At 68.6% G+C, this 13,107-nt stretch carries 11 protein-coding genes; 7 read left to right on the top strand and 4 right to left on the bottom strand.

Translation table 11 applies throughout. The features are described 5' to 3' along the window. Positions 1 to 34 precede the first annotated feature (34 nt). From QNO11_RS14575 to QNO11_RS14565, 3 genes are all read left to right on the top strand, one after another. Positions 35 to 967 carry an alpha-E domain-containing protein gene (locus QNO11_RS14575; protein ID WP_257507549.1) on the top strand — a complete coding sequence of 311 codons (933 nt, stop codon included), beginning with the start codon at positions 35 to 37 and terminating at the stop codon, positions 965 to 967. After that, positions 964 to 1,809: a transglutaminase family protein gene (locus QNO11_RS14570; RefSeq protein WP_257507550.1), complete on the top strand. Its 846-nt coding sequence runs from the start codon at positions 964 to 966 to the stop codon at positions 1,807 to 1,809. Before QNO11_RS14575 ends, QNO11_RS14570 begins: the two co-directional genes overlap by 4 nt. A 270-nt stretch (positions 1,810 to 2,079) precedes the next feature. Beyond that, on the top strand, positions 2,080 to 2,274 hold the full coding sequence (locus QNO11_RS14565; protein ID WP_306817076.1) for a hypothetical protein: 195 nt from the start codon (positions 2,080 to 2,082) through the stop codon (positions 2,272 to 2,274). 54 nt (positions 2,275 to 2,328) lie between these two features. Here QNO11_RS14565 and QNO11_RS14560 read toward each other — a convergent pair whose 3' ends face one another. The 3 genes from QNO11_RS14560 to QNO11_RS14550 form a co-directional block, all read right to left on the bottom strand. Further along, complete coding sequence (locus QNO11_RS14560; protein ID WP_257507551.1) at positions 2,329 to 2,463, bottom strand: hypothetical protein; 135 nt, start codon at positions 2,461 to 2,463, stop codon at positions 2,329 to 2,331. Positions 2,464 to 2,584: 121 nt separating this feature from the next. Continuing rightward, a complete protein-coding gene (locus QNO11_RS14555; RefSeq protein WP_257507552.1) occupies positions 2,585 to 4,657 on the bottom strand; it encodes an alpha-L-rhamnosidase-related protein in 2,073 nt (690 codons plus the stop codon). After that, the gene (locus QNO11_RS14550; RefSeq protein ID WP_257507553.1) at positions 4,654 to 7,326 is read right to left on the bottom strand and encodes a family 78 glycoside hydrolase catalytic domain; all 2,673 of its coding nucleotides are present in this window, start codon (positions 7,324 to 7,326) and stop codon (positions 4,654 to 4,656) included. Before QNO11_RS14550 ends, QNO11_RS14555 begins: the two co-directional genes overlap by 4 nt. A 273-nt stretch (positions 7,327 to 7,599) precedes the next feature. On the opposite strand from QNO11_RS14550, the gene QNO11_RS14545 reads away from it, so the two are divergent. The 4 genes from QNO11_RS14545 (at position 7,600) to QNO11_RS14530 (ending at position 11,875) form a co-directional block, all read left to right on the top strand. Further along, positions 7,600 to 8,904, top strand: a complete 1,305-nt coding sequence (locus QNO11_RS14545) for an ABC transporter substrate-binding protein (RefSeq protein WP_257507554.1) — start codon at positions 7,600 to 7,602, stop codon at positions 8,902 to 8,904. A gap of 61 nt (positions 8,905 to 8,965) precedes the next feature. Then, on the top strand, positions 8,966 to 9,895 hold the full coding sequence (locus QNO11_RS14540) for a carbohydrate ABC transporter permease (RefSeq protein ID WP_257507555.1): 930 nt from the start codon (positions 8,966 to 8,968) through the stop codon (positions 9,893 to 9,895). 56 nt (positions 9,896 to 9,951) lie between these two features. Continuing rightward, positions 9,952 to 10,776, top strand: coding sequence for a carbohydrate ABC transporter permease (locus QNO11_RS14535; protein WP_257507731.1), 825 nt, complete (start codon positions 9,952 to 9,954; stop codon positions 10,774 to 10,776). 25 nt (positions 10,777 to 10,801) lie between these two features. Further along, entirely contained in the window at positions 10,802 to 11,875 is a 1,074-nt protein-coding gene (locus QNO11_RS14530) for a LacI family DNA-binding transcriptional regulator (protein ID WP_257507556.1), read from the top strand. Between the two features lie 43 nt (positions 11,876 to 11,918). Here QNO11_RS14530 and QNO11_RS14525 read toward each other — a convergent pair whose 3' ends face one another. Beyond that, entirely contained in the window at positions 11,919 to 13,064 is a 1,146-nt protein-coding gene (locus QNO11_RS14525) for an acyl-CoA dehydrogenase family protein (RefSeq protein WP_257507557.1), read from the bottom strand. Positions 13,065 to 13,107: the final 43 nt, after the last annotated feature.

The following is a 13,107-nucleotide window of genomic DNA, read 5'->3' as shown; positions in this document are numbered from 1 at the left end:
ACTCAGGGACCGGACACGGGGGGACGTGCCACGAATGCTGAGTCGCATTGCCGAGAGTCTTTTCTGGATCGGGCGGTACATCGAGCGCGCCGACGGCACCGCCCGCATCCTCGACGTGCACCTGCAGCTGCTGCTGGAGGACCCCTGGATCGACGAGGACACCGCCTGCCGGTCGCTGCTGAGCGTCATGGGCTCCACGGCGCCCGAGCACCTCGAGCGCGTCGAACGTCAGGATGTGCTCGCCCGTCTCGCCGTGGATCGCACCAACTCCTCGAGCATCGCCTACTCGCTGCAGGCGGCTCGTGAGAACGCCCGTCGCGCGCGGGAGATCGTCTCCACCGAACTGTGGGAGACGCTCAACACGACCAACTCGCGGATGCCGCGCCGGTTGCAGTCCGAGAAGGTGCACGAGTTCTTCCAGTGGGTCAGGGAGCGCTCGGCGCTGGCGGTCGGCATCGTCGACTCCTCGACCAGCCGTGACGAGGCGTGGCAGTTCTTCACCCTCGGCCGCAGCATCGAACGCACCGACATGACGGCACGCATGCTCGCCACGCGGTCGCTGACGGAGGCATCCGGACCGTCCTGGACGACCATCCTTCGTTCGTGCGGCGCCTACGAGGCGTACCTGCGCACCTACCGCGGCATGCCCAGCTCGCGCAACGCCGCCGAGTTCCTGCTGCTGGACCGCCTGTTCCCGCGGTCGATCATCTACTCGATCCAGCGCGCCGAGGAATGCATGAGCGCGATCGACCCCCGTGCCGATCGCGTGGGGCACTCCAACGCGGTGGCCCGCGCACTGGGGCGCATCCGCAACGACCTGGAGTACAGCCCGATCGGTGACATCCTGGGCGAACTGCCCGAGCATATGGAACGAGTGCAGACGGTCACGCGGGAGGCATCCGAGGCGATCCGCCACCGGTTCTTCCCGACGCAGGCCGAGCCCAGCTGGGTGGGAGAGATCACATGATGCGCCTGCGGATCGAACATGCCACCGGCTTCACGTACCCGGGTGACGTGTCGGCGTCGTATAACGAAGCGCGCATGCTTCCGGTTTCGACCGAGAACCAGTTCGTGCTGAGCTCATCGCTCGACATCGAGCCCTCCTCCAGCGTGAACCAGTACGTCGACTACTTCGGCACCCGCGTGGCATCCTTCGATGTGCTGTCCGGGCACACCGCGCTGGGCATCACCGCCCGGTCGCTTGTGGAGGTGCGGCCCCGGCCGCTGGAGCACCCCGAGATCTCGTGGGAAGATCTCCGTGGCGAGGCCCAGCGCTCGATCTCGACCGTCGAGATGCTTGCACAGTCGCCGCGCACCGCCGCGCACCCCGAGGTCGCCGAACTCGCCCGCATGATCGCGGCGCAGCACGACAACCCCGGTCAGGCGGCGCTGGCGATCGCGGTGGCGATCGGCGACACCGTCGAGTACATGTACGGGTCCACCGGCGTGCAGTCCACCGCCGCCGAGGCGTGGGAGCAGCGCAGCGGTGTCTGTCAGGACATGGCCCACATCACGCTGGGGGCACTGCGCGAGGTCGGCATCCCTGCCCGCTATGTCTCGGGCTACCTGCATCCGGATCCCGAAGCCGAGGTGGGGGTCGCCGTCGTCGGCGAGTCGCATGCCTGGGTGGAGTGGTTCGCGGGCGATTGGCACGGGTTCGACCCCACGAACAACACCGAGATCGGCGAGCGACACGTGCTCGTCGGGCGAGGCCGCGACTACAACGACGTCCCGCCGCTGCGCGGCGTGTACGCCGGCACGTTCAAGAGCGACCTGCACGTGAAGGTGACGATCACCCGCGAGGCCTAGCCGCCGAGTGAGTATTCACGCTGCCGAGTGAGTATTCGCGGCGTCGAGTGAGTATTCGTGGCGTCGAGTGAGTACTCGCGGCGTCTCACGCATACAGGAAGAATCACCGGGACAGGACGTTTTGGCCGGAATCGTCCTGTTTCCGGGAGTTCTCCTGTGTCCGAGAGGTGGGCAGACGGATGCCGGCGGGCGCGGGCCAGTGCGCAGCGGTCGAGGCCCGCACGATCAGCTCCGGCGGGCGCGCGAACCACCCCGACATCGAACTCGTCGTTGAACCCGGCCGACCTCGGCTACCTCGCCGCGTGGGCGGCGCAGGCGCTCATCACGGAGGAGATCACCGGCGAAGAGGGCGATACGTTCGAAGTCGGCAAGCTCGGCTCGTTCGAGGTTGGCGCCGACGGCACGGTGCTGCTGGGCGACCCGTTCGTGTTCACCGCGGACGACATCGGCGACTCCGACTTCTAAAGGTCGCCGCAGTACAAGACCCGGCCGGACCTGTTCCGGCTGGGTCTTGTCGCGTCAGGCCGGCGGGCTGTCGGGGTCGAGGGTCTTCAGCGTTTGCTCCTCAGCCGGGTTGTCGGCCTCGAGCTGCTCTTCGGTTCCCTCGTCGCCGCCCAGCGGCGCGTCGTTCTGTGGCTCACGTTCCTGGCTCATGCCCCCAGGGTAGGCCGCCGAGTGAGTATTCGTGCTGCCGAGTGAGTATTCGCACGAGTACTCACTCGAGGGCTCGAATACTCACTCGCCGCGACGAATACTCACTCGAGGCGACGAATACTCACTCGCGGGCCCGAATACTCACTCGGGCGGGGCCGGGGTATTCGGCGGCGCCGTGCACGAGCGTCGTCCCGGCAGGGACCTCGACCTGCAGCCGGTCGGGACGCGCGTCCACGACCACGTCGCCGAACGGTGTCGGGGTCACCGCCGCGGCCCACTGCAGGGCACCCAGACGCGGATCGACGGTGAACCGGCGCCACCCGTCGGTCACCGGACGGATGCCGAGCACGAGCTCGGGCAGCAGCGCCGCCGGCCCCGCCGACCAGGCGTGACACAGGCTCTTGCCGAACGGCCGCCCGTACATCTCCAGGTCGGACCCGTCGCCGCCAAAGTCCTCCCAGAACGTCGTCGCGCCGGCATCCAGCATCCCTGACCACAGCCGCCGCACCTCCGCGACCGCGGCGACCCGTTCGCCCGTGCGCCCCAGCGCCATCAGCGCGAACGCGCGCATGAACGGCGTCCCCGCCGACGAGCGGGACACAAGCTGCACCGCGTCCGCGCCGGGGGTCAGTTTCAGCCCCGCGAGCACCGCGAGGAAGTTCGGGTAAGCGCTGGAGCACTCCGGATCGTCGAGATACTCGCTCCACAGCCCGGACTGCGGATGCCACGCCCGCGCGACCAGCTGCGCGCGCACGGCCGCAGCCGCCGCCGTCCAGCGGGCAGCCTCCGGGTGTTCCGCCACCGCGAGCACCGATCCGGCCGAGCTCAGCGCCCAGAACCAGAGGATCTGGATCGCGGTCGGCACGCCGTCGGCGCGGAACTGCACCCCCCAGTCCAGGAACACCGCGCCGGGCCCGGCGTGCGGGAACGACCCCGCGACGCGACGGGGCCGGAACAGCCCATCGGCATCGGCGAACGTCGCCAGCTCCGTCAGGAACGCGTGAAGGTGCTCCGCCTCGGTGCGCGCGAACTCCGTATCACCGAAATACCGCTGGTACAGCCCGTGCGAGATCACCCACCACAGCGAGTAGTCCGAGATGCCGTTGACAAACCCGTCGCGCGGCCGGCCGAGCCCGCGCAGCGTGGTGCGGATGATCTCGGGGTCGGCGAACGCGGCGGCGTTGGTCAGCACGCCGAGGGCGTGGTCGCCCATCCACGGCATCCGGTCGCGTTTGATGCCGTCCAGCAGCACCGTCTGCATGCACAACCGCAGCGTGTAGGCGCTCGTGGCCCAGATCGTGTTCAGCGTCTCATCGTCGGTGAGGAAGGCCCCGCGCCGCGGCGCCGGACGGATGCTGGCGTGCACCATGACGGACTCGGGGACGACGCCGGTGATCGAGGCGTAGCGGAACCCGATCGCGTGGTCGGTGAGGTAGACCCCCGGGGCGGTCTCGGTGAGGTCGCACCGGCTCTCCGCGGCATCCGCTCCGGCGGCGGCTTCGGCCTCGGACTCGCCCGTCGTGAGCACCGGGCGCTGCGCCGCGACGATCTGCACCCGGCCGAGCACCGGGGCAGGAAGAGCGTACGACGAATCGGATGCCGCAGTCAGCGCGATCTGCACCGTCGGTTCGCCGCGTTCGTGCGGGGGGACCTCGTCACCGTCGCGGGGAGCGACGCTCTCCCAGGCGACGCCGTCGAGCGACGTCTCCCAGTGCCAGCCGGCCGCGGGCAGCGCCGCCGCCGGCGGCACTGCTTCGTCGGGAGTCAGCACGACGATCTCCAGCACGGTCCCCGCCGCCAGCCGCGGGACCGAGAGGACGGGGCCGCGCGGGAGGGGGATCGTCACGCCGTCCGCGCGGACGATCGCGTCCCCTGTGGTGAGCACGGTGAACGCCGCCGCGAACCCGGCCGCGACCTGCGCACCCGCGGCGGGAACCGTCGCTCGGAACATCCCGGAGGGGGAGGTGCCGCCGACGTTCTCGGCGTAGTCGACGTGCCGGATGGCGCGCCGCCCCTCGCCGATCACGCGCAGCAGCGCGCCCGCCTCGTACTGGCCGCGCGGGTAGAACCACGCCCGACCGGATGCCGTGGGCAGCCGATCCGGCAGGGTGTCGGCCCCGCTGGCGCGGGAGCGGAGGATCAGCTCCTCCCGCTCCCACACCGGCGGCGCTTCGATGCGGTGTGCAGCCGTCACGACCTCGCCGCGTCGCTCGGCACGACCGCCGCGGCGGTGACGACCAGCCGGTAGCGGCCGTGGGTGAGTGACGCCGGCGCCGGGGCGCCGTCGACCGTCACCGTCGAGGCGGCGGTGGCGGGCAGATCCAGGTCGGCGCGGACACCGAAGGGCACCGTGAGGTCCGCCGTGAAGGTGTCGTCCTCGCCCAGGGTCCAGTCGATCTCGACCGGGCCGTAGTGGGTCTCCACGCGTGCCCGGGCGTGACGCAGGCTCTCCGCGGGGCGCGGGGCGATGCGCACGGCACGGTAGCCCGGCTCGATCGGGGCGAGGCCGCCGACGGTGCGGTACACCCAGTCGATGACGGCGCCGTAGGCGTAGTGGTTGAAGGAGATCATGCTGTCCCCCTCCTTGGAATCCATCGCGCCGCTGTGGATCGAGCCATCGGGCTTGATCGCATCCCAGCGCTCCCAGACCGTCGTGGCTCCCCGGTCCACCTGGTACAGCCAGGACGGCGCCTCGCGACGCAGCAGCATCCGGTAGGCCTCGGTGAGGTGGCCGTTGCGGGTGAGGGCGTCCAGCACGAGCGGCGTCCCGAGGAAGCCGGTGGCGATCCTCCCCTTCTCGGTGCGCACGTTCTCGGCGAGGGCATCGGCAAGAGCAGCACGTTCGGCATCGGGAACGATGCCGAACTCCAGGCACATCGCAGCTCCCGTCTGGGTGCGCATCGCCTCATCCCGCCACGTCTGCCATACCGCCTCGGACACGCGGTCCGCCAACTCACGGTGCTCCGCGGCACCCTCCTCGCCGAGGATCGTCTCGGCGCGGGCGAGCAGTGCGGCGGAATGGACATAGAAGCAGTTCGCCACGAACAGCGGCGGCGTCTTGGCCTGCCAGGGCCGGTCGCCGGGAGCGTCCGGGTCGAGCCAGTCGCCGTACTGGAACGGCTCGTCGGGGAGGAGCACGTCGGCGCCCGCCCGGCGGCGGAGGTGGTCCACCCACCGCCGCATGCTGCCCAGCTGGGCGCGCAGGGCATCGGTGGTGCCGAAGGCGGTGTAGCTGGCCATCGGCACGATGGTGGCGGCATCCGCCCAGCCGGCACGGCCCATCGACTCGACCGGCCCACCGCCCATCATCAGATCCTGGGGGCGGATGATGTTGGGGACGATGGATGCCACGGCGCCGTCGTCGTCCTGCTCGACCTCGAGGTCGCGCAGCCAGGACGCCCAGAAGGACTCGCTGTCGAACAGCGTGTTCGCCGTCGCGGCGAACGCCTGCGCGTCGCCGGTCCAGCCCAGGCGCTCATCGCGCTGCGGGCAGTCGGTGGGGAGGGAGACGAAGTTGTCCCGCTGCGACCACAGCACGTTGTCGTGGAAGCGGTTCAACGCGGTGTGGGAACTGTCGAACTGCGAGCGGGGGAGCAGGTCGCTGGAGATGGCGACGGCGGTAGCCGACAGCACCTGTACGTCGCCGGTGACCTCGGCGTAGCGGAAGCCGTGGAACGTGAACATCGGCTCCAGCAGGTGGCGACCGTCGCGGTCGAGCGTGTAGGTGTCGGTGGCCTTCGCGGTGCGCAGCGCCGCAGTGTGCAGGGCGCCGTCGGGCTCGAGCACTTCGGCATGGCGCACCGTCACGGTGGCCCCGCGGGCGCCTTCCACTTCCAGGCGCACCCAGCCGGAGATGTTCTGCTGCCCATCCAGCGCGATCGCACCGTCGCGGGCGCGGATCGACATCGGCAGCGCCTGCACCTCCCGCACCGGGATGACCGGGCGGGGGATGAACAGTTCTCGATCGACCGGCACGACCCGCGCCGGCTGCCACTGCTCGTCGGCGAAACCGGGGACCGAGGCGTCCACCGCGCCGTCGAGGTCGGTGACGGTGCCGTCATAGATGCTCGCCGAGCGCACCGCGCCATAGCCGCCGCGCCAGGTCGGGTCGGTCACCAGGGTGGTGAGGTTGCCGTCGGCATCCGTCGTCTCCAGCTGCGCGATGGGGCCGATCCGGTCGCCGTAGATCTCCCGGCGCTCGGCGAAGCCCATGCGGCCGCGGTACCAGCCGTCGGCGACGGTGATCTCGATCGCGTTGTCGCCGGCGCGCAGGAACGGGGCCACATCGAGGGTGTCCAGCAGAATGCGCTCCTGGTAGGAGGTCCACCCCGGGTTCAGGATGCCGTCGGTCGCGCGCTGCCCGTTGATGCGCACCTCGTAGACCCCGAGGGCGGAGATGTACAGGCGCGCGCGCTGCGGCGCGGCGGTCAGCGAGAACTCCCGCCGGAACACCGGCACCGGCCCTTCCGTCTCGCTGTCGATGTCGATCACCTGGGCGGTCAGCTCCGCTGCGGTCAGCGCGCCTTCCACGCTGAGCGTGTCGCTCCACGGCGTCCAGCCCTCGGCGGTGGCCAGGCGCACGCCGTACTCGCGCACCTCGCGCGGGGCCAGCGGCGGTGCGTCGTCGGGGATGTCGATCGCGGCCGTGCAGGCGACCGGCTCGGAGGTGATCCATTCGCCGCCGTCACGGCGCATCCGCACCTGGTAGCCGGACTGGGCGGCACCGGGCAGGTCGGACTCGGCGCTCCAGCGCAGGCGGATGGCCTCGGGCGGGAGGGCCTGCAGGCGCTGGTCGAACTGGGAACCCAGGTGGCGGATCCGCGTCTGCGTCGTCGACTGGTGGGTGGGGGGCAAGACGGTCATCGTCTTCCTCTCGGCGGATCGGACTCACGAATGAATCGCTTCATATACGGCTTCGTTGACCATACGGCGGCGGTTGAACCGGCGTCAAGGTCCGATGGTGACGCACGGCATCCGTTTTGTCCGGTTGTTTGCCGCCAATACGGGTCGAAACGCGCCGAACCGGCGCCAGACGCTTGACACCGGCCCTACCGCGACTTACATTCGCAGGGAAGTGAATCGCTTCAAAATATCGTCAGCCGAGGACGGCGACGAGGGTCTACAGGGAGGTAAACCGTGGGAAATGCTCAGCCGCGTCGTCTGGCGCTGGGAGCCGTTGGGGTGGTCGGCGCGCTGGCGCTGGCCGGATGCTCGGGTGGTGGAGACGCCGCGGACGGCGGTGAACTGTCCATCTACATCGACAGCAACCCTTCGTCCATCGCTCTGTGGGACGGCCTCGTTGCCGGTTACGCAGAGGTCAACCCCGACGTTACGATCGAGGTCGAGACGCACCCGGCCGGCGGTGAAGGCGACAACCTGATCAAGACCCGCCTGTCCACCGGCGACATGAACGACATGTTCTGGTACAACTCCGGCTCGCTGCTGATGGCGCTGGGACCGGACAAGCAGCTGGTCTCGCTGAGCGACGAGGAATGGGCAGCCGACCTCGACGACAACTTCGTGCAGGCAGTGTCGACCGAGGAGGGCCTCTACGGTGTTCCCGTCGGCGCTTCGTTCGCCGGCGCGATGGTCTACAACAAGGACATCTACGCGGAGCTGGGCCTTGAGGTCCCGACCACGTGGGATGAGTTCATGGCCAACGCCGAGGCCGTCACGGACGCCGGGCTCGTGGGTGTCGTGCAGAGCTTCGGCGACGCGTGGACCTCACAGGTTCCCGTCCTGGGTGACTTCTTCAACGTGACCGCAGACAACCCCGACTGGGCCGACGAGTACACCGCAGGTGAGGCGAAGTTCGTCGACGAACCCGCCGTCGCGGGCTTCCAGCACCTGCAGGACATCCACGACGCGGGCGTGCTCAACGAGGACTTCGCATCGGCGACGTATGACGACGCCGTGCGGATGCTCGCCGAGGGCGAAGCCGCGCACTACCCGATGCTCACCGGAAACGTCGCCGAAGCGCTCGGGGCGAACTACCCCGACGCCGACGCGTCGATCGGTGTATTCCCGATCCCCGGTGCCGACTCCGCCAGCAACGGTCTGACGGTGTGGATGCCCAACGGCGTCTACGTCCCCAAGACCACCGAGGGCGAGCAGCTCGAGGCGACCAAGGAGTTCCTGACGTGGCTGGCCACGCCCGAGAGCTGCGCCATCCAGGCGGATTCCACCACGCTCGGCGGCCCGTTCGTCGTCGCCGGCTGCGAACTGCCCGATAACGCTCCGGCGCTCGTGCACGACATGCAGGCGTACTTCGACGAGGGACGCACCAGCCTGGCGCTGGAGTTCCTCTCCGCGATCAAGGGCCCCTCGCTCGAGCAGATCACCGTCGAGGTGGGTTCGGGCATCCGCTCCGCCGATGACGGCGCCGCGCTCTACGACCAGGACGTGGTCAAGCAGGCGCAGCAGCTCGGCCTGGACTGGTAACAATCCGCGAACGCGTGACGGGGTCGGCGAGAGTCGGCCCCGTCACGTCGGAGGAGAACAGATGACAACCGCGACACTCGCCCCCAAACGCCGAGACCTCAAGACCGAGCGCCCGCAGCGCTCGCAGCGCCGGCGCGGCACAAGTCCGTATCCGCTGTGGTTCCACATTCCGGCAGGGGTGTTCTTCCTCGTCCTGTTCATCATCCCCACCGCGGCATCCTTCTACTTCTCGCTGACGCGCTGGACCCTGTTCGACGTCGAGTTCATCGGACTCGACAACTTCGTGCAGTTCTTCCGTGAACCCGCCCTCGTGCGAGGGTTCACCAACACCTTCATCTACGCCTTCCTCACCTCGGCGGCCAAGGTCGTGCTCGGCCTGATGCTGGCGATCCTGCTGACCTCGCAGATCATCGCCCGCGGGTTCCTGCGCTCGGTGGTCTTCTTCCCCGTGCTGGTGAGCACCGTCGGCATCGGCGTCACCTTCACCGTGCTGCTGGACCCGTTCGACGGCATGGTCAACCAGCTGCTGGGAATGGTCGGCATCGCCGGCCCCGGTTGGCTCACCGACCCGAACCTCGCGCTGTACACGGTCGCGTTCGTGGACGTGTGGAAGGGCGTGGGTCTTGCCACCCTCATCTACATCGCCGGCATCGTCGCCATCCCGCAGGAGTACTTCGAAGCGGCCAAGGTCGACGGCGCATCGGCGTGGCACAACTTCCGGTTCATCATCCTGCCGCTGGCGCGCCCCGCGACGGTGACCGTGGTCATCCTGTCCCTCATCGGAGGGCTCCGCTCCTTCGACCTCATCTGGTCGATGACCGGCGGCGGGCCCGGCTTCACCAGCGACGTGATCGCCTCCGTCATCTACAAGCAGTACCAGGCCGGCTTCTTCGGGCTGTCCACCGCCGGCAACGTCGTGCTCTTCCTCGTCGTGGCGGCCATCATCCTGCCGCTCTCGTACTGGCTCAACCGCAAAGGCAGCGAATCGTGACGACCACTGAGAAGCCCCGCGTGAAGACCCGCGAGACGTCGGGCGAGAAGACCCGCGTGAAGAAGAAGGGCGTCGTCCTCGGCAGTGTCTCGATCGCGCTGGCCGCCGTGGTCTTCCTGGTGCCGTTCGCGTTCATCATCCTGACCGCCAGCAAGACGCAGCAAGAGGCATCCTTGCTGCAGTTCTCCTGGCCCACTCAGTGGGCGTTCTTCGAGAACCTCACGACGGTCGTGGAGACCAACGACTTCATCCTGATCCGCGCGTTCATCAACAGCACGATCCTCACGATCGTCGCCGTGGTGATCATGGTGGTCCTCTCCGCGATGGTCGGCTACGTGCTGCAGCGGCGCAAGTCGCGCTGGAACGGCCTGATCAATTTCCTCGTGCTGGCCGGGCTCATCATCCCGCCGGCGGTCGTGCCGACCATCTGGGTGCTGCAGGGCACCGGTCTGTACGGGTCGCTCACCGGCCTCATCGCGGTGCACGTGGCATTCGGTCTGTCGTTCTGCATCATGCTGTTCAAGGCGTTCGTCGGCTCGATCCCGCGTGAACTGGACGAGGCTGCCCTCATCGACGGCGCAGGGCCCATCCGCCTGTTCTTCCAGGTGATCTTCCCGCTGCTGCGTTCGGTGATCGTGACGGTCATCGTGGTGCAGGCGGTCACCGTCTTCAACGACTTCACGTATGCGCTGTACTTCCTGCCCGGGATGGACAACGCCACCGTGCAGCTGACGCTGTACAACTACCAGTCGCAGGGCCTGAACCAGTGGAACCTCCTGTTCATGGACGTCCTGCTGATCACGATCCCGCCGCTGATCATGTTCATCTTCTTCAACCGGCAGATCGTCGCCGGCATGACCTCCGGCGCGATCAAGGGGTGACCGCCTGCGCTACGGTGACATCGAGATGAACAGTCGCGTGTCACCTGAGTCGGATGCGCCCCCCAAACTGCGTGATGTTGCGCGGCACGCGGGGGTGTCGATGGGCACGGTGTCGCACGTGCTCAATCACCCCGACAAGGTGAGTGCGAAGACGCTGGAGCGGGTGCGCGCGTCGATCGAGGCGCTGGGGTTCGTGCGCGACGCGAACGCCAGTTCGCTGGCCGCCGGCGGCTCCCGCAGCATCGGACTGGTCGTGATCGATCTGGCCAACTCGATGTTCGTGGATGTGGCGCTCGGGGCGCAGCAGACGGCGCGGGCGCGGGGCCTGAATCTGCTGCTGGCCGGCAGTCAGGACGACTTCCAACTGCAGGCGGCGAACGTGGATTTCTTCGACGAGGCGCGGGTGGCGGGACTCCTGCTGGCGCCGATGCGCGACTCCTCCGCGCAGATCCAGAAGCTGCGCAAGCGCGGATGCCCCGTGGTTCTGGTCAACTACGACCCGGGCCCCGGGGACGACTGCTGCGTCGTCGTCGACAACGAGCAGGTCGGCTTCCTCGCCGGTCGGCATCTCATCGAAGAAGGCTGTGACCGGCTGCTGTTCGTCGGCGGCACCGATCCGTCGCTGCAGCCGGTGGCCCTGCGGCGCGAAGGGCTGCGCCGCGCGGTGCGCGAGACGCAAGGGCGGGTGCGGTTCGAGGAACTGCACGCCGCCGACCTCACCGAGGCCAGCGGCGTGGCCGCTGCCGCGCGTATCGCGGCCCGCGGTCCGGACACCCGGCCCAACGGCGTCGTCGCCGTGACCGACACGCTCGCCGCCGGATTCATCACCGAGATGACCCGGCAGGGGATCGACGTGCCGCGGGAGATGGCGGTGATGGGGTGCGACCACAACACGACGGCATCCGTCGCTGCGGTCTCGCTCACGACGGTTGCGATGCAGGGGGAGCGGCTGGGACTGGCGGCGATGTCGCTGCTGCTCGAGGAGATCGCCGATCCCGCGGGGCACCTGCACCAGCGTGTCGTCGTGGAACCGCAACTGGTGCGCCGAGGCTCCACAACCGGCCACCGCCCCCGAGTGAGTATTGCTGCTGCCGAGTGAGTATTCGCGCTGCCGAGTGAGTATTGCCGCTGCCGAGTGAGTATTACCCTCGCCGCAGATGCCGCGCGATGACCAGGCGCTGAATCTGGTTGGTGCCCTCAAATATCTGCATGACCTTCGCCTCGCGCATGTAGCGCTCGGCAGGGAAGTCCCGCGTGTACCCGGCGCCGCCGAGCACCTGGACGGCGTCGACAGCGACCTTCATCGCGTTGTCGGTCGCCAATAGTTTCGCGATCGATGCGTCGTGGCTGAACGGTTCCCCGCGGTCCTTCAGGCGTGCAGCGGCGAGATACATCGCGCGCGCCGACGAGACGGCGAGGGCCATATCGGCCAAGAGGAAGCCGAGTCCGTCGTGTTCAATGATCGGCCTGCCGAAAGTCTCGCGAGTGCGGGCGTACTCCACCGACAGGTCCAGCGCAGCCTGCGCCAGGCCGGTCGCGACTGCGGCGATACCGAGCCGCCCGGAGTCCAGCGCGGAGAACGCGATCGCCAGGCCCTGACCTTCTTCTCCGATGCGGTTGCCGACGGGGATGCGTACGTCATCGAAGTTCATCGTCGCGGTGGTCGAACCCGTCAGCCCCATCTTCTGCTCAGGTGAGGCCGCCGACAGCCCAGGCGTGTCCGAGGGCACGAGGAAGCAGGAGATTCCCTTCCCGCCGTCGTCGGAGGTGCGGGCCATGACGGTGTAGAAGTCGGCGTGGCCGCCGTGGGTGGTCCACGCTTTCGCGCCGGTGATGACGTAGCTGTCGCCGGTGCGCACCGCCTTGGTGCGCATCGCTGCCGGGTCGGAGCCCGCGTGCGGTTCGCTGAGGCAATAGGCGCCGAGGCGCTCACCGGAGAGCATGTCGGGCAGCCATCGCCGCTTCTGCTCATCGGTGCCGTAATACGTCAGCGGGAAGCACGCGAGGGCGTGCACGCTCACCCCCACGCCGATGCTCGCCCAGGCGGCGCCGATCTGCTCGAACACCTGCAGATACGTTTCGGCGGGCTGTGCGCCGCCCCCGTACTCCTCGGGGTACGGCAGGCTCAGCAGGCCGGAGCGTCCAAGTGCGAGGAAGACGTCCCTGGGGAAGGTGCCGTCGCGTTCGGCCGCTGCGGCGCGGGGGATGAGTTCACGACGCGCCAGCGCATCGGTCAGGCCGAACAGCGCCTCCGCAGTGTCATCGAGGCTGAGGTGGCGAGCCGGCATTCCTACCCCTTCGTCGCGAATGATCAAATACTATGCAATCTTT

It is taken from the genome of Microbacterium sp. zg-B96 (genome assembly GCF_030246865.1).
Classification (GTDB): domain Bacteria; phylum Actinomycetota; class Actinomycetes; order Actinomycetales; family Microbacteriaceae; genus Microbacterium.
The sequence above is the reverse complement of the archived record's forward strand: the minus strand, read 5'-3'. Positions and strand labels throughout refer to the sequence as shown.